At 53.4% G+C, this 21851-nt stretch carries 17 protein-coding genes and 1 riboswitch; of the genes, 9 read left to right on the forward strand and 8 right to left on the reverse strand.

Annotation, left to right across the window (positions count from 1 at the left end):
* Positions 1 to 87 precede the first annotated feature (87 nt).
* Complete coding sequence (locus AAFN83_RS08515) at positions 88 to 1044, reverse strand: polysaccharide deacetylase family protein (RefSeq protein WP_347768565.1); 957 nt, start codon at positions 1042 to 1044, stop codon at positions 88 to 90.
* Between the two features lie 355 nt (positions 1045 to 1399).
* Here AAFN83_RS08515 and AAFN83_RS08520 point away from each other — a divergent pair, with 355 nt between their 5' ends.
* Together AAFN83_RS08520 and AAFN83_RS08525 are read left to right on the forward strand one after the other, a co-directional pair.
* Positions 1400 to 2755: a protoglobin domain-containing protein gene (locus AAFN83_RS08520; protein ID WP_347768566.1), complete on the forward strand. Its 1356-nt coding sequence runs from the start codon at positions 1400 to 1402 to the stop codon at positions 2753 to 2755.
* Between the two features lie 299 nt (positions 2756 to 3054).
* Positions 3055 to 3882 (forward strand): formate/nitrite transporter family protein, encoded by an 828-nt coding sequence (locus AAFN83_RS08525; protein ID WP_347768567.1) that lies wholly within the window; start codon positions 3055 to 3057, stop codon positions 3880 to 3882.
* A gap of 310 nt (positions 3883 to 4192) precedes the next feature.
* Here the strand turns inward: AAFN83_RS08525 and AAFN83_RS08530 are convergent, their stop codons facing one another.
* Positions 4193 to 4918, reverse strand: a complete 726-nt coding sequence (locus AAFN83_RS08530) for a Crp/Fnr family transcriptional regulator (RefSeq protein ID WP_347768568.1) — start codon at positions 4916 to 4918, stop codon at positions 4193 to 4195.
* Positions 4919 to 5119: 201 nt separating this feature from the next.
* On the opposite strand from AAFN83_RS08530, the gene mobA reads away from it, so the two are divergent.
* The 3 genes from mobA to pflA all read left to right on the forward strand — a co-directional run bounded on the left by mobA (position 5120) and on the right by pflA (position 10119).
* On the forward strand, positions 5120 to 5758 hold the full coding sequence (mobA, locus tag AAFN83_RS08535) for a molybdenum cofactor guanylyltransferase (protein ID WP_347768569.1): 639 nt from the start codon (positions 5120 to 5122) through the stop codon (positions 5756 to 5758).
* A 1025-nt stretch (positions 5759 to 6783) separates the two neighbouring features.
* Complete coding sequence (gene pflB, locus AAFN83_RS08540) at positions 6784 to 9048, forward strand: formate C-acetyltransferase (protein WP_347768570.1); 2265 nt, start codon at positions 6784 to 6786, stop codon at positions 9046 to 9048.
* Between the two features lie 246 nt (positions 9049 to 9294).
* Entirely contained in the window at positions 9295 to 10119 is an 825-nt protein-coding gene (gene pflA, locus AAFN83_RS08545) for a pyruvate formate-lyase-activating protein (RefSeq protein ID WP_347768571.1), read from the forward strand.
* 533 nt (positions 10120 to 10652) lie between these two features.
* Here the strand turns inward: pflA and AAFN83_RS08550 are convergent.
* Positions 10653 to 11321 carry a DNA-binding response regulator gene (locus AAFN83_RS08550; RefSeq protein ID WP_347768572.1) on the reverse strand — a complete coding sequence of 223 codons (669 nt, stop codon included), beginning with the start codon at positions 11319 to 11321 and terminating at the stop codon, positions 10653 to 10655.
* A gap of 399 nt (positions 11322 to 11720) precedes the next feature.
* Between AAFN83_RS08550 and AAFN83_RS08555 the strand changes: the two genes are divergently transcribed.
* The gene (locus AAFN83_RS08555; protein ID WP_347768573.1) at positions 11721 to 12485 is read left to right on the forward strand and encodes a sulfite exporter TauE/SafE family protein; all 765 of its coding nucleotides are present in this window, start codon (positions 11721 to 11723) and stop codon (positions 12483 to 12485) included.
* A 280-nt stretch (positions 12486 to 12765) separates the two neighbouring features.
* Positions 12766 to 13455 carry a metal-dependent hydrolase gene (locus AAFN83_RS08560; protein WP_347768574.1) on the forward strand — a complete coding sequence of 230 codons (690 nt, stop codon included), beginning with the start codon at positions 12766 to 12768 and terminating at the stop codon, positions 13453 to 13455.
* Between the two features lie 237 nt (positions 13456 to 13692).
* Here the strand turns inward: AAFN83_RS08560 and AAFN83_RS08565 are convergent, their stop codons facing one another.
* Together AAFN83_RS08565 and AAFN83_RS08570 are read right to left on the reverse strand one after the other, a co-directional pair.
* Entirely contained in the window at positions 13693 to 15009 is a 1317-nt protein-coding gene (locus AAFN83_RS08565; RefSeq protein WP_347768575.1) for a nucleobase:cation symporter-2 family protein, read from the reverse strand.
* Between the two features lie 23 nt (positions 15010 to 15032).
* Positions 15033 to 15605 (reverse strand): xanthine phosphoribosyltransferase, encoded by a 573-nt coding sequence (locus AAFN83_RS08570; RefSeq protein ID WP_347768576.1) that lies wholly within the window; start codon positions 15603 to 15605, stop codon positions 15033 to 15035.
* Positions 15606 to 15739: 134 nt separating this feature from the next.
* A riboswitch (purine riboswitch) is annotated at positions 15740 to 15841 on the reverse strand.
* Between the two features lie 218 nt (positions 15842 to 16059).
* Here AAFN83_RS08570 and AAFN83_RS08575 point away from each other — a divergent pair.
* A complete protein-coding gene (locus tag AAFN83_RS08575) occupies positions 16060 to 16734 on the forward strand; it encodes a uracil-DNA glycosylase (RefSeq protein WP_347768577.1) in 675 nt (224 codons plus the stop codon).
* 353 nt (positions 16735 to 17087) lie between these two features.
* A complete protein-coding gene (locus tag AAFN83_RS08580) occupies positions 17088 to 19841 on the forward strand; it encodes an S-layer homology domain-containing protein (RefSeq protein ID WP_347768578.1) in 2754 nt (917 codons plus the stop codon).
* 86 nt (positions 19842 to 19927) lie between these two features.
* Here the strand turns inward: AAFN83_RS08580 and AAFN83_RS08585 are convergent, their stop codons facing one another.
* From AAFN83_RS08585 to AAFN83_RS08595, 3 genes are read right to left on the reverse strand one after another with little or no spacing between them, the layout of a single operon-like run.
* Positions 19928 to 20581, reverse strand: a complete 654-nt coding sequence (locus AAFN83_RS08585) for an ABC-2 transporter permease (protein ID WP_347768579.1) — start codon at positions 20579 to 20581, stop codon at positions 19928 to 19930.
* Positions 20574 to 21440 carry an ABC transporter ATP-binding protein gene (locus tag AAFN83_RS08590; protein ID WP_347768580.1) on the reverse strand — a complete coding sequence of 289 codons (867 nt, stop codon included), beginning with the start codon at positions 21438 to 21440 and terminating at the stop codon, positions 20574 to 20576. Before AAFN83_RS08590 ends, AAFN83_RS08585 begins: the two co-directional genes overlap by 8 nt.
* Entirely contained in the window at positions 21437 to 21817 is a 381-nt protein-coding gene (locus AAFN83_RS08595) for a GntR family transcriptional regulator (protein WP_347768581.1), read from the reverse strand. Before AAFN83_RS08595 ends, AAFN83_RS08590 begins: the two co-directional genes overlap by 4 nt.
* Positions 21818 to 21851: the final 34 nt, after the last annotated feature.

Genomic DNA, 21851 nt, shown 5'->3' on the forward strand with positions numbered 1-21851 from the left:
GCCTTCCAAGTATAGAAAAGAGCCGCCGCCCGGCAGTGGGCAGCGGCTCTTTCGCCAGTGATGCAGCTAACGGAGGGGATCGAACGGTTATTTCGTGTACCCCTTGATTTTGGTGATCAGGTCGTTGCCGCTGATGCTTTTGTACCCGGCGTTGATTCGATAGACCAGGGTGCCGGCAGGGCCGTTCAGGCCGGGCTTGATCGTCACGTCCAGCTTATGGCCGACCTTGGCGGAGATCGTTTGGGTCTCCTTGTTATACGCTCCATAAGGATACGAGAAGACATCGGTCTTCGTACCGAGCTCATCGCGAATGCGCTTGTTCGCGAGCGACAGGTCATCCGTGACCCGCTTGCGGTATTCCGCCAACGTCTCCGCTCGTTTGCCCGACGCCGCAGGATAACGGCTGGTGAGAGCCGGACCGCCGTTTGGAATATAAAAGTGCTGGTTGTAGGTGTGGCTGTAGAAGCTCATCTTGTTCGGGAGCATCTCTCTCATCTGATCCCAGGTAATGTGGGGATTGCCGCCCGGGTTGCCGGTATCCGTTGAGCGGACGATGAGGAAGTTGGTTGCCGGAATCTTCTTTTCTTTTAGATAGGGATAAGCGACCGTATAGAAATCCTCATAGCCGTCATCAAAGGTGAGAAGAACCGCATTGGCGGGAACCTTTCCCTTGTTCAGCTTGAAGGCTTTGAATTCGTCCATCGAAATAAACTTGAATCCGTTCTTGGTGAGCGTGGTGAGCTGCTCTTGGAAAACCTTCAGCGAGATGGCCTTGGCCTTCGCATCTTCTTTGAAGTCATGGTACATGAGCACGGCGACTTTATTCGTGTAATGCACCTTGCTGGCTGCAACCGTCCCCGCTTGGCTCACTAACAGGGGAGAATGAGTGGAGCTATTAGACATCTTGTTGGCCGCCGAGGAGGCGGACTCCGCAAGCACATGCTCTGCTATTCCAGTTGGGGACAATCCGACCAGCAGGGTGCAGAGCAGGATCACGGCGAGAATTCGCGAAAGGCACGCCTTCCGCTTGGTTGGTTGAGTCATTAGGAGTCTCCTTATCTTCTGGAGCCGGTTGGCATGCTTCTCGTGCAGGGCGGCATGCCAACCGGCCCTGGATAAACTTGCCTTGCTTCTAATCCTATACCGATAGACGCGAGGGGGAAAGGGAAAGTTTCGGAGAGGGGAAGGAAAATCAGTTTGTATTGATAATCATTATCAAAAATATAATCGAAAACTGTCGAAATATAGACAAAATTTTGCAGGATATTGGATGGAGGCGTAGAATTCTTTAGTGAGTTACTTTTTGAAGCGACGCAGAATCAAGAGAGACCAGAGAGCTAGACAAACGGCGCGGCTTTGACGAGGTGACGGCTTATTCATCCAAGGGGGAGAACCATCCATGACAAGAGAAAATCCGTTCCAACAAACCTGGCAAGCCTTGCGTCGGCGTTTCACTGGCCAGCTGCCTTCTTCCGAAGGCAGCGTCGACTCTCTATTTGCACATATCGAAAGTGAAAAGGGGAACATTGATCCTGCTTTGGACGAAGATATCGTACAGCGGCTCGACATGATCAATCTGACCGATGCGGATATGGCCGTTCTGAAGCGGGTTAAGCCCCTTATGGAACCGCGTCTGCAGGCGATCATCGACGATTATTACGGGGCGCTGATGAAGGTCTCCCGGCTGAAAAAGATCATTCAGATCCACAGCACCGTCGACCGCCTGAAAGGAACGATGCGTCGCCATCTGCAGGAGATCCTGGACGGACAGATCAATCCGGCCTTCATGGAAAAACGTCTCCGCATCGCCATGATGCACAATAAGATCGGGCTGGAGCCCAAATGGTACATCGCGGCCTTCGAGAAGCTTCAATCCTCCTTTAAGGAGCACCTCGCTCAAGTACTGGAGCATTCAGCGGACCGCCTGCAAGCGATGGCGACCATCGAGAAGATGTTTAACTTTGAGCAGCAGGTCGTGCTTGATGCATACGAGAAGGAGAATATTCGCGAGCGGGAGTCGCAGTATGAGAAGGTCAAAACAGAGCTGAAGCACAACCTGGCGCTCATCAGCTCGGAGCTTGCCGCACTGACCCAACAGACGAGCGCCTCCGTGGAAGAGCTCGTGTCCACGAGCAATGAGGTAAATCGCTCGTTGTCGCTCAGTGTCGGTCAATCCCAGGGCAGCCGCCAGCTGGCGGAATCGGGGCAAGGCGACCTTCAAGCGCTCGGCCAACGGATTTCCTCCATCCGCAAGAGTGCGGATCACATGGAAGAGACGGTTCAGCAGCTGAACCGCTCCTCGAAGCAAATTCACAACATCGTGCTGATCGTGAAAGACATCGCGGAGCAGACCAAGCTGCTGTCGTTGAACGCCTCCATTGAGGCCGCACGGGCTGGGGAGCATGGGCGCGGATTTGCCGTAGTGGCAGGCGAGGTTCAGAAGCTGTCGGACGATACCAAGCAGGCGGTTCAAGAGATCACCGAGCTGGTCACCCAAACGTCCCAGTATACTTCGAATGTTGTGCAGGCGATCGTAGAAACGAGAGCGCTCGTTACGGAGGGAGAATCCGAGGCGGAGCGCACGGAGAAGACGTTCGTCGAGATTGTGAGCTCGATGGAAGAGAGCCTGGAGTCGGCTGCGAGCGTCAAGAAGGACATGGACACGCTCGTCGGCATTATAGAGGAGATTGGTCAAGCCTCTTACCGGGTCGCCACGAATGCAGAAGCCCTCAACGCCACGACGCAGGAGCTGTAAAATCACGGAAATCACCGCTTGTTTTCCCGGGTGGAGGGTGTGAGATTCCTCATTCCTAAAAAGGAGCGAAAGCTCCTTTTTTCTATGCCTGGTGCGTGATTTCGCCTCTTGGCAAGGATGAGCTGGCGGGTGGGAAGGATTCGTCACTCGCGACGAATCTATGACTTTTCTAGGACAGCTTTTTAAATATGTGATGGATTTCACTTCTGCACTTCGCATTTGCCCCTATACTAGGGAATGTTATTTGACCCTGACACGATAAAGGGCGGGAAACCGCCTGTTTGATGGAGATGAGAGAGATGTACACGGAAGACAATGAACACATCATCGAGTACGCCCTGAAGAAGAAGAAGTTTCTCGACAATCACCCGCTGCGCTACCTGATCTCGTCAGGACTGGCCGGTGCTTATGTCGGAGTGGCCGTCATCTTGATGTTCTCCGTATCGGCGCCGCTCTATGCCGTCCATTCCCCATTTACGTACCTGATCATGGGGCTGTCCTTCGGTGTCGCGCTGACGCTCGTCGTCTTTGCCGGCGCTGAATTGTTCACCGGCAACAACATGGCTTTTACAATCAGTACGTATTCCGGCGCAACAAGCGTATGGGATACCATCAAGAACTGGGTATGGTGCTGGCTCGGCAACTTCATGGGCGCCTTCGTCTTTGCAGCCCTCGTCTTCGGTGCCGGCCTATTCAAGGGAATCGCTCCGGAACATCAGCTGATGGTGCTCGCGGTGAAGAAAATGACGCTTCCCGGCTACGAGCTGTTCTTCCGCGGTATTCTCTGTAACTGGCTGGTCTGCCTTGCCATCTGGACCTCACATAAGGCCAAGAGTGAATCGGCCAAGCTCATTTTGATCTTCTGGTGCCTTTTCGCCTTCATCTCGTCCGGCTTCGAGCACAGCATCGCCAACATGACGACGCTCTCGCTTGCCTTGCTGCTGGACCATCCGGCTAACGTAACGCTATCCGGCATGTTCCACAATCTCGGTTACGTGACGCTCGGTAACATTGTAGGGGGCGCACTCTTCGTCGGGACCGCGTACTGGCTGATTTCTCCGATTCGTAACTACCGGGAGAAGCTCTCCGCATCCACCGGCAAAGGAACCCATTCCCACAAAGGCTGACATGAGGGGACTATCCGATAAGGGGCTTCCTAAGGGGAGCTCCCATTTTTTATGATTTTATTATCGATTCCATTTCCTTGGTAGTCGGAAAATCATATTCATTCTCTAAATGAAGTACTCATCGACAGGGTTGGACATGAAATAATAGTCGGTGTTGCGATTGCCCGCATCTTTTCCTTTATAAAGAGAGGGACAAGTGAAAAAATGACCACTCTTTCTATTACTGAAAAAGAACCCTCAAAGCCACAAAAAAGTGGGAATGAAGGTTCCTTATCAATCGAATATCCTATGCAAAGAGAGGCCGTCTCGATCAGACGCGGCAGACAGCATTGGGACAAGATTCACAATGGCAGACAGACTGAAGATACTCCTCGTCTCTTACGACGATGTAACCGTTCTCGTAATCAACCGCGTCTTTCTTGCGAAGATCGTTCAGCATGCGATTTACGCTTTCCCGGGTTGCTCCGATCATATCGGAAAGCTCTGAGTGAGTCAGCTTCTTGGTGATGACATACCCGCCGTTGTCCGTTCGACGTCCGTACGTATGGGCGAGACGAAGCAGCGTCGAGCACAGCGCTCCAGGCTTGCCGTACATGACCATGTCGCGGAATTTGGCTTGGGTAACCCGATGGGTGAGGCCCATCCACTTCATGAAGTCAATCGCCAGCTCGCCGTGCTGCCAGATGAGGATTTCAAGATCGCTCTGTTGCAGGATGCCGACGGTGCAGTCTTCCATGGCGGATGCGCTGAAGGCTTGGCGAGAGTTGTGAAAGGGATCGATCTGTCCGAGCATGTCTCCCGCTTGATGCATATACAGGATGAGTTCCTTGCCCTCGTCGGTTGACTTGGTGATCTTGACGCGGCCGGATTTTAAATAGTAGAGCTTATCAGCGGTATCGCCTTCCCAATAGAGACGAGAGCCGACGGGGAATTTTTGCTCGTACATGATTTCCCGGAGAATGGCTAAAGTGTCTTCGGAAAAGACAGAGGTATTTCCCGGGAGAACCTGTTCGAGGCTCGTTTGGGTGTCAGTCAATGGATTTTTCCCCCTAAATGAAACCATTATTCCATAGTATATCCCAAATGAAAGGGAATACTGTGTGAAGTAAGTCATTGACCGACAAGGATTTTGGCGAAAAAAAGATTGTGATAAATGTAACAGCTTAATGGGTTTGGTATGCTTGATAATGATACCAACGGAGAACGAATGAGCCCGGGTGGAAGGAGGATTTTCCATATGCTTACAGGTGTAATCCTGGCGGGCGACTCCGGTCGCAAAACAGGCGTTCATTCCAAGGCGCTGCTTCCCTTTTGCGGGGAAATCTTGATTCAACGGCAAGTGCGAGTGCTGAAGAGCCTGTGCCGCGAGGTTATTGTGGTCACAAGCGAGCCTAAGCAATACCTGCCGATCCTGGGAAACTCCGTACGAATCATAACGGATTATTTTCCTGGCAAAGGGCAGTTCGGCGCCATGTATGCCGCCTTGTCGCTCAGCACGTCGGATCGCTTGTGGGTTGTCGGAAGCGATATGCCCTTTTTGTCGGCTAGAGCCGCTCAATTGATGAATGCCCAAATGGAGCCGGACACGGAAGCGGTCATTCCTCGTTATGGCAACGAAAGCCATGTGCTGCACGGCATCTACCATAAACGCTGCTTGTCCCATGTCTCGACTGCATTGGACAAGGGGCTTACCGAGCTTGTCGATCTGGGGGAAGGCCTCCGGATAAAGACCCTCGATGAACTGTTTTTCCGCAGTCAGGATGTAGAGCCGCATTTTGTGACACGGATTAATACAACCGAAGCGTACCATCAAGCGATGCATTTGAATTACCTGCAGCATGAGCATTCTGTGCAATCGGAAGCGAGCTGCATTTGACCCGATCCCTTCAAATGAACGATGAAACTCCCTTGAACAGGGAGTTTTTTTATTTGTCTGTCCCAGAGACATTTCTCATATAGAAGCAAGAGGCTGGATCGGAGTTGGACGAATTGCAATAATAATCCTTATTTAACATGTAGGAATTCAAGAACAAGGAGTGAAATTCATCTCCGAAAGAGGGAATTCTCTGCGGAATGGAGCCGCTTTTATGGAAAATGAGAATGAAACTCAATGTGATGAAGCGCACATGTGAGAAGGAATTCACCCGATGAAGCCGAAACGGGCTGCAAAATGAAAACTTGGATAGCGAGTTGAATTGACTTTATAGAGGCGGAAGCTCCTTTCGTGAAGGAGGATCAGGAGGAGGAGACCCTGATTTTTGGACAAGGAAGGAGGGGGGATTTGATGATGGAGAGGGGATGGAGTGAAGAGTGAAATTCTTCGTTTGAATTGTCTGAACTTTCAGGTGAAACACCAATGCAGTATTTTTCAACAGCAAGCTGACACGCTTCTCAAAAAAATGAGACATAAATCATAGTTTGGGGTGACACAACAGGGTGAATTGGGTAAGATATGGAAAAGGGACACAGGGTTTTGTTGGACAGGAAGCCAATTCTTCCGGGATATAGTGCGCTTTTCTGGGGGCGTTGACCGCTGCATTTTTTTCTGAAAATGGTGACGAAGATCACTGTGATTATTTGCACAAAGTTTTAGAATGGAACCATAGATCAACAAGGGGACACAAAAGAAACACACAACGGCATTTATGAAACAGGGCGGATAGAACCGCTCAACTGATGCCGGATCCGCCTGAAGCGCCTGCTGATTGTTCGGGTACGCTTTAGGTGAGGCTATCGATCATAGCCCTTCCCCTATTGATGGAACCCTAAGACGAGGCGAGGATAGGCCGACAGATCCTTGTTCAAGACCTCCTTCATCCCGTCTTGGAGCTTGATTCTCGAAGCAGGTTGTCAACGTGTTCCCCCTGCGAGAGCAGGAAATCTTTTTGGAGGTGCAAGATCATGTCGATTCAAGAAAAAGACGTACTGAAATCAAACGTGAGTCCGTGGAGAAGCTTCCTTAGCGGCACCTGGATGAAGCACATCGATGTCAACGACTTCATCAGCCGCAACATCACCCCTTACTATGGTGACGATGCCTTCCTGGAAGGCCCGACGGATAATACGACGGCGCTCTGGAAGGAAATCTCCGAGCTGACCAAGAAAGAACGCGAAGCCGGCGGAGTATTGGATGTGGACGTCAACACGCCCGCTACCATCCTTTCTCACGGTCCTGGCTACATTGATAAGGAAAAGGAACAAATCGTAGGCCTGCAAACCGACGAACCGTTCAAGCGCTCCATTCAACCGTTCGGCGGGATCCGCATGGTGATCGATTCCTGCAAAGCATACGGCTTCGAGCTTCCGCAAGAAGTCATCGACATCTTCACGAACATCCGCAAGACGCACAACCAAGGGGTATTTGATGCCTACACCCCGGAAATGCGCAACGCTCGTAAAGCCGGCGTCATCACGGGTCTGCCTGATGCTTACGGCCGCGGCCGTATCATTGGTGACTATCGTCGCGTAGCTCTGTACGGCGTTGACCGCCTCATGAAGGACAAACAACGCGAGCACGCCCTTCTCGAAGTCGGTACGATGACGGAAGACATCATCCGCCTGCGTGAAGAAATCTCCGAACAATTCCGTGCCCTGAACGAACTGAAGAAGCTCGGCCAAATGCACGGCTTTGATATCTCTCAACCGGCTCGCACGGCGAAGGAAGCCTTCCAATGGGTATACTTCGGCTACCTGGCTGCCATCAAGGAACAAAACGGAGCTGCCATGAGCCTGGGCCGCGTATCGTCCTTCCTTGACATCTACGTACAACGCGACCTGGATGAAGGCACGCTCACCGAGAAGGAAGCGCAAGAAATTGCCGACCATTTCGTCATGAAGCTGCGGATCGTCAAGTTCCTTCGTACTCCGGACTACAACGAGCTGTTCAGCGGTGACCCCACGTGGGTAACGGAGTCCATCGGCGGGATGTCCCTGAACGGGGAAACTCGCGTCACGAAGAACTCCTTCCGCTTCCTGCACACCCTGTACAACCTGGGCCCGGCTCCGGAACCGAACCTGACGGTGCTCTGGTCGACCCAACTGCCGGAAGGCTTCAAGAAGTTCTGCTCCAAGGTCTCCATCGAAACGTCTTCCATTCAATATGAGAACGACGACCTGATGCGCGGCTTCTACGGAGACGACTACGGCATCGCTTGCTGCGTATCCGCTATGCGGATCGGGAAGCAAATGCAATTCTTCGGCGCTCGCGCTAACCTGGCGAAGGCTCTCCTGTACGCCATCAACGGCGGTGTAGACGAGAAGCTGCAAGTCCAAGTGGGCCCGCACTTCCAACCGGTTACTTCTGAAGTGCTGACCTATGAAGAAGTAATGCCGAAGTACAAGGAAATGATGGAATGGCTCGCCGGCCTGTACGTCAACACCTTGAACATCATCCACTTCATGCATGACAAATACAGCTACGAACGGATCGAAATGGCTCTGCATGACAAGGACATCCTGCGTACGATGGCAACCGGTATCGCCGGCCTGTCGGTTGCAGCTGACTCCCTGTCCGCGATCAAGTACGCCAAGGTAACCCCGATCCGCAACGAGAAGGGCATCGCCATTGACTTCAAGATCGAAGGCGAATATCCGCAATACGGCAACAACGACGAACGCGTCGATGAAATTGCCGTCGAGCTGGTAGAAACGTTCATGAACATGATCCGCAAGCACCCGACCTACCGCAACGCGATGCACACGATGTCCGTCTTGACGATCACCTCGAACGTCGTGTACGGTAAGAAGACGGGGACGACCCCGGACGGCCGTAAAGCCGGCGAACCGTTCGCACCGGGCGCTAACCCGATGCACGGCCGCGACAAGAAGGGCGCTCTCGCTTCCCTGGAATCCGTCGCCAAGCTTCCGTACGAACACAGCATGGACGGGATCTCGAACACCTTCTCGATCATTCCGAAGGCGCTCGGCAAGGACCTCGACCAACGCGTCAGCAACCTGGCTTCCATGCTGGACGGCTACATGGCCTCCCATGGTCACCACTTGAACGTCAACGTGTTCGATCGTGAGCAACTGATTGACGCGATGGACCACCCGGAAAACTATCCTCAATTGACCGTTCGCGTATCGGGCTACGCTGTTAACTTCATCAAGCTGACCCGCGAACAACAATTGGATGTCATCAACCGGACGTTCCACCGCTCCATGTAAGACTTCCGATTTCGGCAGCCTCTGCCGGACGAACCGCCTGTCTGCTGTTGCTACGACGCTTCGTTCGCATGAGCTTCTCCGAATCGACTGACCTGAACATTTAACTCAAGCTGGGGCCCCTGAAAAAAGGAACCGGGATCACGTCCCGCCGATTTTCGAGGCCCCGGATTTTTGAACGATCGGCTTCATGCGAGTTACAGAACCCTTACCCCTTGCGCATGCCGCCTGGAAGGAGAAGTGATCACGATGCAAGGACGTATTCACTCCGTAGAGACTTTTGGAACCGTCGATGGACCCGGCATTCGCTTTGTGCTGTTTACGCAAGGCTGTGCTTTGCAGTGCCAGTACTGCCACAACCCGGACACGTGGGAGATGAAGGGAGGGCGCGAGGTCACCGTCGACGAGATGGTGGACGAAATCGCTCCTTACCTGAACTACTACCGCCGTTCCAATGGCGGGCTGACCGTAACCGGCGGAGAGCCGACGCTGCAAGCCGGATTCGTCGAACGATTGTTCCGTGAAGTGAAGCGGCGTTGGAACCTGCATACGACTCTCGACTCCAACGGCTTCTGCGAGCCGAGTCATGTAACGGGGCTTCTGGAAGTGACGGATCTTGTGCTGCTGGACATCAAGCATATTGACCGAGACAAGCACATCTCCCTCACGGCCCAGCCGAACGACCGCACGCTGCGGTTCGCCCGTTACCTGTCCGACATCAACAAGAAGGTATGGATTCGCCACGTCTTCATTCCCGGCATCAATGATGACGAAGAGGATCTGCTGAACCTGGGCCGCTTCATCGGCAGCCTGGATAATGTCGAGAAGATTGATATCCTGCCGTACCACTCCCTCGGAGTTTTCAAGTGGGAGCAGATGGGCAAGGCTTATCCGGGAGCCGACTTCCGGGAGCCGACGGAGGAAGAAGTCGACCGTGCGAAGCGCCTCATCGATCAAGGGATCGAAGAGGGCAAGAACGGCAAGCAAGCCCCGGCCGCGATCGCCGTCGGAGCGGATCGCAAGCCGAAGGCTTCCCCGTCGACTGAGCCCGAAGCCGAAGGCTGCACGAAGTGAGCGGAACGCAGGAAGGCCGAAGGCGGACTTGAGCTGAAGCATGTGCGGAAGCAGAAGCAGAAGCAAAGGCCGTCAAGGCTGTGGCGAAAAGCTGCAGGCCAAGCAGGACCACAACCAAAGCCATGAAGGGGTAACCGCGAATCGCGCGGTTGCCCCTTTATTTTTGTGAGCAGGAGCTGAGCGAAGCGAGCGATGCAGCCACGCTGTGCGGTATGCGGACCGAGTGCTGACTGCGCCCGGACCCGTGCCTGGAATGCGCTCGGATCGCGCCTGGACTGCGATACCCCCGTATCCTCCAGCCGTGTGCCAATGCCATAGAGAAATAACGATTTTTCAAATCCTTAATCAGCAATTCTGCTAAAAATCAAGCGGAATAAGGATATCCGGTATCCTTATTTGCACAAAAAGAGGCGAAATCCCCTGGACGATTCGAAATAACGGTATGGCATATCCTTAATAGACAATAGGAAAGGGGATTTGAAGGAATAAGGATTTGGCAAATCGTTATTTCCACAATAACCAACGAGGACGGGTCACACGTTAAGCAGATCCATTCCCTTTCGAACCAATCGGTAGCTTGTGGTCCGTCGGTTACCCGATGCCGCTTCCAAATAGCCTTTGCTGCAAAGTTCAAGCAGCAGCCTGCGGGCATGTTGCCTCTCCGTATGCGTCCAATCCGACGCATCCTGGATTCGAAAAGTATCCCGCTCGGCAGCTCTTTGCAAAATCTCGCGCTGCTTCAATCCGAGGGCTTTCCACGTCTCCTTGCGATCGTAATCTTGATACCAATTGCCAAGCATTTGGTGGATCAACTGCTGGCAACGACGAGGGCGTTCTTTTACTTCGTCATAGGAAAACCGAAGGACCTTCCAGCCGTCCAGAATGAGATGATTCTGCCTGGTTAGCTGATCAGCAAATTGCCAACGGGACAAATCGCGTGAATGCGGCCCATATCCATCCACTTCAAGACAAACGCGGTAAGGAGGACGGAGGTAGGCAAAGTCCAGATACCGCACTCCATCACGAAAGTCGTGTATTTCGTATTCGGGGACAAGGTGATCCAGATGTCCAACGGCAGGTAACCAAACCTGTTGAACGAAGGCCCTCTCCGCATGCCCATGGCCTTCCACAAGACGGCGCAACGACTCACCACTCCGACCGCGGCTATGCAGCTCCATCCACTCTTCAATCATTCGCTCCATCAACTTTCATAACCCCTCCTCTAAATTGATCTAAAAAAGCGCAGAGCTTTCCCCTATAAGGCTTGATCATCCTGCACAGCGGCTTTAGCTCTTGATGTGAATTGCAAGTTCCCCCACCAAAATCAAAAAGCACACCGCTTCTTCCCTCGATTTAAGGGAACGAAAACGGTGTGCTTCACCTGCCATCAGCATAGCAAATCAGCTTCCACTTAACCTATACAAAAAACTTATCACATTTATTAAAAATAATGATCTGTATCACATTATGTCAGGTTTGAGGGGTGTATAGTGGGGATGAACAAAACGAGTGGACAGAGTGAAAGGCGACCAGAGAGAGATCGCTGCTAGGCTGTCGGAAACTCGAGAATCCTACATACATACTATCGGGGGCATCTTATCGTGGGCGGGCTGTCGTTTGAAATGTTGCTGTTTATCATGGCGGGTGGGTTTGTTGCGGCGTTTGTGGATTCGGTAGTAGGCGGCGGAGGGATGATTTCCTTGCCCGTCCTGATGGCGACGGGGATTCCGCCGCATCTGGTGCTGGGAACGAACAAGCTGGCCTCGGCCATGTCCAGCCTGACGAGCACCCTTTCCTTCGTGAAGTCGGGACGAGTGGACAAGGCGTTGGTCAAGCGACTGGTCGGCTTTTCGATAGCGGGCGGCGCACTCGGGACCATTGTGCTCCATTGGGTGCCGTCTGGATTCCTGAGGCCGATGATGATTGTCATGCTGTTTGCTGTTACGATCTTTACACTTACGCGTAAACAAATGGGGGACAAGCGGACCTACGCCGGGTTGACCTCCAAAACAGCGCTTGGCATCACGGCGGCGGCCTTTGTGCTCGGCGGCTATGACGGCTTTTTCGGACCGGGAACAGGCTCGTTTCTCATCTTCGCGTTCTTGCTGATCGGCTTTGATTTTGTCGGCGCAGCGGGCAACGCCAAGGTGCTCAACCTGTGCAGCGGTCTCGCGAGCTTGTCCATGTTTGCCCTTTTTCAATCCATTGATTATTCGATTGGGTTCGCCATGGGAATCTCCATGGTGCTCGGCTCCCTTGTCGGCAGCCAACTCGCCATTAAGAAAGGAACGCGGTTTGTTCGCCCGCTCTTTCTCAGCATGAGTGCTCTGCTGATTGCCAAGCAACTGTGGGATTTCCTTCAATAATAGAAGAAATACAACCATACAAGCAGGCGCTGTCCGATGTAGGACGGTGCCTTTTTTGGCAATAGACGAGGGGATACGCCACGCAGGATGAAGAGGAAACGAAGAGAGGATACTCATGGCAGGTGCAAGTATGAGGGGATTAGGCCGGAGAGAGTCGATATGGGGTAGATCAAGTTGGGGTAGATCAAGGATGGGCAATATGGAGGGCCTAAACTTGCATTCGCCGTGAAAGTTGGGTAAAAAGGAAGGAGTTCTTACCTTAGAAGGAGGAGATACCTGTATGAACATTCGCTTTCACGGGCATGCTTGCGTGCAACTGACCGATGGCAACGGGCGTTCCGTGATCATCGATCCTTTCCTATCTGGAAATGGAATGGCCACGGTTGAAGCGAAGGACATTCACGTGGACTACGTCTTGCTTACGCATGGGCACGGCGATCATATCGCAGATGCGGCCGATATTGCCAAGCGGTGTGAAGCGGAGGTGGTAGCCACTCCAGAGCTTGCGGGTTATATCGGACAGAGCGGAGCCAAGACGGTGGGGATGAACCTGGGCGGCACCTACCGAACGCCCTTTGCCAGCTTCAAAATGGTCCAAGCCTTCCACAGCTCCAGCGTAACGGGAGAAGACGGGCTTCCTGTTTACATGGGAATGCCGGCAGGCTTCCTCATCGAGATGGACGGACGTACGATCCTGCATGCTGGAGATACAGCGCTATTCGGCGACATGAGGCTGATCGGGGAGCGGCACAATATCGATGTGGCGTTCCTTCCGATCGGCGATCACTTCACGATGGGGCCCGAGGATGCAGCGGTTGCGGCGGAATGGTTGAAGGCAAAAATTGTGGTTCCTATCCACTTCAATACCTTCCCGCCCATTCGGCAAAACCCAGAGGACTTCCTGGGCATGCTCCGCGAGCGGGACATTCGCGGCAAAATCCTACAGCCCGGCGAGGAATGGGCTCTGTAAGGGAAGTCCGGCAGCAGACGAACGGGAATAGCCGCACGCGAAATCGGATCGAATGCTCGATCTGGAGCGAGCCTATTACCGGCCAGCACCAAAAAGCCCCTTCACCCAACGCGCAGCATGTGCGACAGGTGAAAGGGGCTTGTCTTCTTTTTGAAGTTGCCTTCAATAATGGAAGTCTTTAGTGGCATGAAGGAATCATCCGGTGGCTGTTAAGCCATTGCCGTTGATACACATGGCTTACGCGACTTCTGTGTTCGTTTTCTCCCGGGATGCGTCGAGGGGATTCTTTTTGCGCCGGGTCATGTTGAAGAGGATGTTCAGCAGCACCGCGGTGATGCTGCCGGCTACAATACCGCTGTCGGCCAACACTTGAAGGTTTTCCGGCAGCTTGCCGAACAGCTCGGGGTTAACGGAGACACCCATGCCGATGCCGACCGAGATGGCGATGATCAGCAGGTTTTCGTGGTTGCTGAGGTCAACGTCGCTCAGCATGCGAATACCGGAGGACATGACCATGCCGAACAGGGCGATCATGGCGCCGCCGAGCACCGGGGACGGAATGACGGTGGTCGCTGCCGCTACCTTCGGCAGAAGGCCGAGGAGGACGAGCAAGCTGCCTGCCATCACGATGACGTCGCGCGACTTGACCTTGGTCATCTGCACGAGGCCGACATTTTGCGAGAACGTGGTGTACGGGAAGGCGTTGAAGATCCCGCCGAGAATGCTGGCGAGCCCTTCCGCCCGGTAGCCTTTGGTAAGGTCGGCCGGGGTAATCTCCTTGTCGCAGATCTTGCCGAGGGCGATGAACACCCCGGTCGATTCCACAACGCTGACAATGGCCACGAGCGTCATGATGATGATGGCGGATGGATGGAATTCCGGCGTTCCGAAGTAGAACGGCTTCACGAAATGGAACCAGGAAGCGTCCGCCACTGAGGAAAAGTCAACCTTGCCCATGAACCAGGCGGCAATGGTTCCCGCCACGAGGCCGATCAGGACGGAGATCGAACGAAGGAAGCCCGTCGCAAAGCGGTTCAGCAGCAAAATGAGCACGAGCACGCCGAAGGCGAGGCCCAGGTTGGACAGGTCGCCGAAGGCTTCCCCGGCGCTGCTGCCGCCGCCCATGTCGGTGATGGCAACCGGGATCAGGCTGATCCCGATGATGGTCACGACGGAGCCGGTGACGACCGGCGGGAAGAAGCGGATGATCCTGCCGAAGAGCGGGGCAAACAGGAAGATAAGAATGCCGGATACGATAATGGCACCGTAGATGGCGCCCATCCCGAACTTGGAGCCGATGGAGATCATCGGGCCGACGGCAGTGAACGTACAGCCGAGCACGACCGGAAGGCCGATGCCGAAGAACTTGTTTTTCCACACCTGGAGCAGGGTGGCGAGCCCGCAGGTGAGCAGGTCGATGGCGATCAGGTAGGCGGTTTGCTCGCCGGTGAGGCCGATGGAGCTTGCCACGATGAGGGGCACGACAACGGCGCCGGCATACATGGCGAGAACGTGCTGGAGGCCGAGCGAGAACAGCTTGAACGGGTTACGCATGAAAGGGTGCACTCTCCTAAGAATTAGTGGGCGAACGTGACGCGGCCATCCGTGAGGGAGGCGATGCGGGCAAGCGATTCGACACGATAGCCGGCCTCTGCTAGCTTGCTAGCACCGTCCTGGAACGATTTCTCGATGACGATCCCGATGCCGGAAACGTCTGCCCCGGCCTTCTCGACGATGCGGGCCAGACCGAGCGCCGCTTCGCCACGGGCGAGGAAATCGTCGATGACGAGTACACGGTCGCCAGGTACGAGGAAGCGGTTCGAAACCGTAACCTCATTCGTTTCCTGCTTCGTGAACGAGTACACCTTTTCCACGAGGATGTCTTCCGTAAGCGTGAGCGACTTCCGCTTGCGAGCGAAGATGAGCGGCACGCCGAGCACGAGAGCGGTCATGACGGCGGGAGCGATGCCGGATGATTCCAGCGTCAACACCTTGGTAAACGAGACCCCCGCGAAACGCGCGACAAACTCCTTGCCGATCTCCATCATCAACTGCGGGTCAACTTGGTGGTTGAGAAAGGCGTCTACCTTCAACACTTGATCCGACAGCACAATTCCTTCCTGTGCGATCTTGTCCTTAAGCAATTGCATGTGAGTCCCCCTGTATCTCTGGTTGGTTTGAAGCCGTGGTTGAAGCCATAAAAAAGACCGCCTCCCCAAATGAAAAAGAGAGCGGTCTAACGGATGTGCGGCAAATGATCCCTTCCCAGCGTACAGCACAAAAGGGGAAGGCGTCCGGCACTCGTAGTCCGATCATTTTCGGTGATCAGGTAGAGACTTGCGGGCCATATTCCCGCTATTATACGAGCGATATTCGATTGAGAGCCAGGCCGGATCGTAAGGACGATCCTCCCAAGGCATGGGAGTATTATAGCCCAGCTTTCGTTTTCTGAAAAGGCCTTTTCCCAAGGAGTCTGTTACCAAACCATGAACGGAACCGGAATCTCGTACCGCCTGGAGTTGAAGGAACGAACGCACATCGATAGAATAGGAGAATAGAGGCGGATACGCCGACCACGACTATGGGATAAAGGAAGGACTGGCGATGGCAATCCTGCAAAACGATTGGGCCGCGCCGCTTGAGCGCGAATTTGAACAGCCTTACTACAAGGAGCTTCGGGCCTTTTTGGCGGAAGAATATCGGACTCAAACGATATATCCAGATATGTATAATATATTCAATGCCTTGCACACGACGCCGCTTCATCGGGTGAAGGCGGTTATCCTCGGCCAGGACCCTTATCACGGGCCGGGGCAGGCGCATGGCCTGAGCTTTTCCGTGAAGCCGAAGGTCCCGGTGCCTCCCTCCTTGCGCAACATGCTGCAAGAGCTTCATCAAGACCTGGGCTGCCGCATCCCCAATCACGGGCACTTGACCCATTGGGCGGAGCAGGGGGTTCTCCTTCTCAATACGGTGCTCACTGTCCGGGCAGGAGAAGCCAATTCCCACAAGGGCAAAGGGTGGGAGCGATTCACCGATCGGGTAATCGAGACGGTAAACGCCCAGAGCCGCCCGATTGTCTTCCTGCTGTGGGGCAGCCCGGCGCAGAGCAAGCTGCCGATGATCGATCAGAACCGGCACTACGTCATCCGCTCCCCGCACCCAAGTCCGCTCTCTGCTCATCGAGGCTTTTTCGGGAGCCGTCCCTTTTCCCGAGCGAACGAGTTTCTCCGGGAAACTGGCCAAGAGCCTATCGATTGGCAACTGCCGCAGCTGTAACCCAAGGCCTTCCGCTTTCCATGCGAATCATCGCGTGGTGGTGGAGGGCTTTTTTGTTGCAGGAGATAACGGTAAGAACTCCCCCTTCACAGCGGATAGGGATCTCGGTAAGAAAAAAGGTCTTTTCGGAAGGTGCTTGCGTAATAAGCACACGGGAATGAATACGAGCACCATACCGATGAGGAATACCTGCGCAAAATAGCGAAATTAGGTATTTATTAGGAGGGACAGGCGAGGTATAATTAGGAAGCTTTTCCTAGATTTCAACTGAGAAGAGGGATAATCGGAAGAAAGATCGTCACAAAGCATCTCTACAAAAAAACGAGAGAGTAAGATCATGGGAGGCAGAAAGAATGGACGCATGGATGCGTAAAAAGACAATGGCCGGCCTGCTGGCATTGGCATTAGCGGTAAGCCCGTTTGCAGGAGCTGTATCGCAGGCATCGGCTGCAACGGCTGCGGCAGCAAGCTTCACGGATGTAGAAAAATCCTATGCCAAGACAGAGATAGAGGAATTGGTCAAACTCGGTATTCTGTCGGGCGATGGAGCAGGCCAATTCAACCCGACCGCAGGGTCGACACGGGCGGAGATGGCCAAGGTGCTGACACTGGCGCTTGGACTGAAGCCGAACCCAGAAGCCGCAGCACCCTTCAAGGATATCCCGGCAAATGCCTGGTACAAGGGATATGTCGGAGCAATGGTTGCTTCGGGCATTACCAAAGGCACTTCGGCAACGAGTTTTTCTCCGAACGAGCAAGTCTCGCGTGAAGCACTGGCAGTGTTCTACATAAGGGCAATGGGACTGGAACAGTCTGCACAAGCGCTTCAAGGAGAAGCTGCGTTCGCAGATGCAGGCAAAATCTCGTCCTGGGCACTGCCGGCGGTTCGCCTTGCTGCGAAGCTGGGTTTCATCCAAGGGGTTGAGAAGGACGGCAAGCTGTACTTCGAACCGGCTGCCAAAGCTGAACGGCAAGCGCTAGCCAAGCTGACATACAGCTTCTATGTGAACAAAGAAGAGTACGTGGAGCAAGCGGCAAAGATTGTGAAGGAAGAGGGTAACCCATCAGCGTGGCCGAGCGTTGCGCCAACGCCGAGCGCGACGCCGACCCCTACTCCAGTTAGCGGCGGCGGTGGAGGCGGGTACATTCCTCCAGTAGCGACGCCAACCCCGACATCCGGCTCGACACCCACGCCGACGCCGACGGACTCAACGAACCCTACTCCCGCTCCAACGCAAGGGTCTGGTGATGCCACCGTGAATGCGCCTTACTTTGTGGATCAATATAAAGCGGGTTCCACATATATCAGAGGCCTCGCTGATGGACATGCGACGATCCGCGTTTATTATAACAAGGAGCTGCTGGGTTCGGGCGAATCCGAATATAACGGCATTTTTGCGGTTTCTCTCAACCTTGAGAATACAGTAGTGACTCCTTCCAGTACTTTGGAAGTTACCGCACAAAGAGACGGTGGAAATGAAAGCAAATCCCTGCTTGTACCGGTGCTCAGCGGCTCTGATAACGAAAAGGAAAAAACACCGATACCGGTTGTATTCGATGTTCATGGTGGCGACTTCTTGCTGACTGGAAAATCGATGCCGTATACCTCTATAAGCATTGAGGACGAGCAAGGTAACTTCCTTGGGTATGGAAATGGCGATCCAGACGGCTCTTTCCGCGCCATTGTCTATTCGGATGTTGAAGAGGGGGATGTTCTCCAAGTTACTGCTAGAGCATCAGGATGGGTCGGCAGTGATCCGGTCAAGATTATCGTGAAATCACCTCTAACTGAGAAAGGTCCTGACGAATTCCTGAAAGATTCAGTTTATGAAGGTCCTGCATATTTGAATCTGAAAGAGCTTAAGGGCATGAGCTATCGCATTAAAACTTCCACTTTCTCTACATGGGAAAATGAAGGGGGGATCTTCTTTCAACCCTTCGTCAACCTAAAAGCAGGTGAAACGATTGAGATTGCAGCGCAACAACCGGGCAAGGCGCCTGTTGTCAAGCAAGTAACCGTTTTGGCTGCCAGTGGAAAAATAGAAGCCCCGTCTACCTCAAGTATGATACGTTTTGATTCACCGATCATTCAAGTGGATACGATCCAGGATGCGGCCCTATACATGACTACAGAGGACGGAAACAGCTACTTTGGTTACAGCCCTAAAGGAGGGGAACATCGCACTGTTGAGCTAAATACGTACAGAACACTCAAGCCAGGCTCCAAAGTTTATTTGTACGCTTACATTCCAGGCAAACAATTGAGTGACCCCTTCCTTATTCAAGTGGCTCCTCTGCCCGCAAATCGAGTAGCTCAGCCATCGGTAGCTCAAGCAGTATATGAAGGCGACTCTACCTTAACCGCTCAGGTGGAAGAAGGAAGCGTGTTGCTGATTTACCATCTGGGCTCTGCACCGAAAACATACACTCACGGGTCCTTCTACAACTCAGTGGGCGGAGTTGTAAAAGCGAATTTGTCTGATGTGCTGCAAGAAGGGGACAAACTGATTCTGGTGACCCAGAAGAACGGACATGAGTCGAGCGTTCCTCTTGTGATTGAGGTACAGGCGCATGCGGAATCATCGGCTATTCCGACTGTAACGGGAACCGTGTATGAAGGGGATTTCTATCTTCCGATTCAGGCGCTTAACACTTCACTAGAAGTCTACGATGCTAATGGACTTCTGCTTGGTACCTTTAAGACTGGTAAATATAGCATCGGAATGCCCCTTTCAGTGCCCATTCCTGCAGGCAGCCCTTGGATCAAAGTGATTGCAACGGAGGAGGGGAAGCATGCTGTGGAGTTTGAGATTCCGGTGAAAAAGAACAGCGGGCAGACCAGCCCGATCACTTTCGTTGGATCCGCTAAAATCTACCCTGGTATTTCTGACTTTACGATTGCGACACAACCAGGTGATATAATCTTGATCACTTGGGGCCAATATAAAATGGTTTGGTTACTCGCCTACGACAAGCTGGAGAGGAACATTCAGATAGGTGACGACCCCTATTATGACTTTAAAACTGGCGATGTCATTCACATCACGGTGAAGTCTCCCGGCAAAGCTGCAGCAACTTTGGATGTAACCGTATCAAACCATCAGTGAGGCGTACTGAAATGGTGAAATTATAGTACATTAGCAGAGGCATTCCTATACAGGAATGCCTCTTTCGTTATAGCCTTCTTGTCCCCCTACCCCAAATCCTTCTTCTCCAATACTCGTGCAGAGATGAGCCAGGCGATAAACAGGGTCCCAAGCGAGAGGGCCGGCAAGAGCAGCATGCCGGGGAAGCGAAGCAGGGTGGCCAGAGTGGATGGCGCTGCCGAATCTGCATATGTACCGATCCAACCGGACAAGTCCTTGAAACTGCTTGTTAGGAAAATGAAGAGAGCGCTGATCAGGACGCTGACGAAGAGTAAGGCTTTTTCTCCAAGCCAAAACACCATGGGTAGATAAAGAGATAAGGTCAACAGGCACAGGCTGAAGACGAGAAGGGTGAGGGCAATTGTCCATTCAAGCGGCATGGACGCCTCTCCGCCTTTTTGCATCAGGGAAATTCCGATCGACAGAACGACACCGAGGATGCTCGTAGCCAAGGCGATGGCAAATTTGCTGTTCACGATATCGCGGCGGGTTACGGGCAGGCTGTTTATAAACAGCAGGTTTTGGTTTTTGAATTCGGCGGAAACGATGATGATGGTGAAGAACAAGGGGACGTAGTAGCCGACGGTGAAACCCATCAACCCTTTGGCACCAAGAAACAGGAGGAACCCAAGCGCCCAAACGAGCAAGAGGGCGCCGATTTTGCTATGGACGCGTAAGTCCTTGAGGATGAGGTTACCCAAGCAGAACCTCTCCTTTCGCTGTGTAGTAGAGGATATCTTCCAGTGTTGGGTTCTCTAGAATGGCGGCGTTTCGAAATAGCTCGGTCGCCCGCCTGCGATCGGCATGAAGCGCCTCAAAGCCGACTTCCGTTTCCCGAAGGCCGATGAATTCCTGCCGCACGTCGCGGTCGAGCAGTTCGTTGCTTCCCCGTACGAGAACATAGCGCTCCAGAATCGATTCCTTGCTTTCGCTGAAGACGAGCCGCCCTCGGTTCATGCAGATGATGTAATCGGCGACCCGATCCAGGTCGGTCGTGATGTGCGTGGAGAACAGCACGGAGCGCTCTCCATCCTGGATAAAGTCGCTCAGCAGATCGAGCAGCTCTCTGCGGAAAACAGGATCGAGGCCGCCAGTGGGCTCGTCCATGATAAGCAGCCGGGCGTTGTGGGAGAGAGCAAGCGCAAGCGACACTTTCATGCGAGTTCCCTTGGACAGGTCCTTGATCCTCTTCTTGAGGTCCAGCTCGAAGAGGTTAGCGTATCGCGCAAAGTCGGCATCGCTCCACTCCGGGTAGAAGGGGGCGAAGTTCCGCTTCAGCTCCGCGACGGTCAGCTGCTCGTAGAAGTGATTTTCATCCGAGACAAAGCCAATCTGTTCCTTAATGGCCCTCTCCTCCTGTGGAAAAGAACGGCCATCAAACCGGATCTGTCCGCTGTCGGGACGCACGAGTCCAAGCATTGCCTTGATGATCGTGCTCTTGCCCGCTCCATTCGGGCCGATTAATCCGGTGATGTAGCCCTTGGGAACGGTAAAGGAAACGGGGTGGAGCGTAAAGCGATCGTAGCGTTTTGTCAGGTCCTGAATGTCGATGGCGGTCATGATTCATCCTCCTCGTAATAAAGCCGCAGCATGTCCCGCAGCTCGGGATAAGAGATTCGGATGGCGCGGGCTTCTTCAACGAGCTGAAGCAGGTCCTGTTCCAGCCGTTTCACTCTCTCTTCTCGCAGGGCTTCTGCACTCACCCCTGCCACAAAAGAGCCGCGGCCTACCTTTGAATCGATGAAGCCTTCCTTTTCCAATTCCTCATAAGCTCTCTTTGTCGTGATGACGCTGATTTGCAGATCTTTGGCCAACTGGCGGATAGAGGGCAAACCGGCACCCGGTAGCAGCACCCCGGTCAAGATCTGTCGGCGAAGCTGCTCGACAATCTGCAAGTAAAAGGGCTCCCCGCTCGTATGCGACAAGACGATGTTCATGGTTCACCTGCTTAATGATTATATTGTATATATA

This window comes from Gorillibacterium sp. CAU 1737 (genome assembly GCF_039888655.1).
Classification (GTDB): domain Bacteria; phylum Bacillota; class Bacilli; order Paenibacillales; family NBRC-103111; genus Gorillibacterium.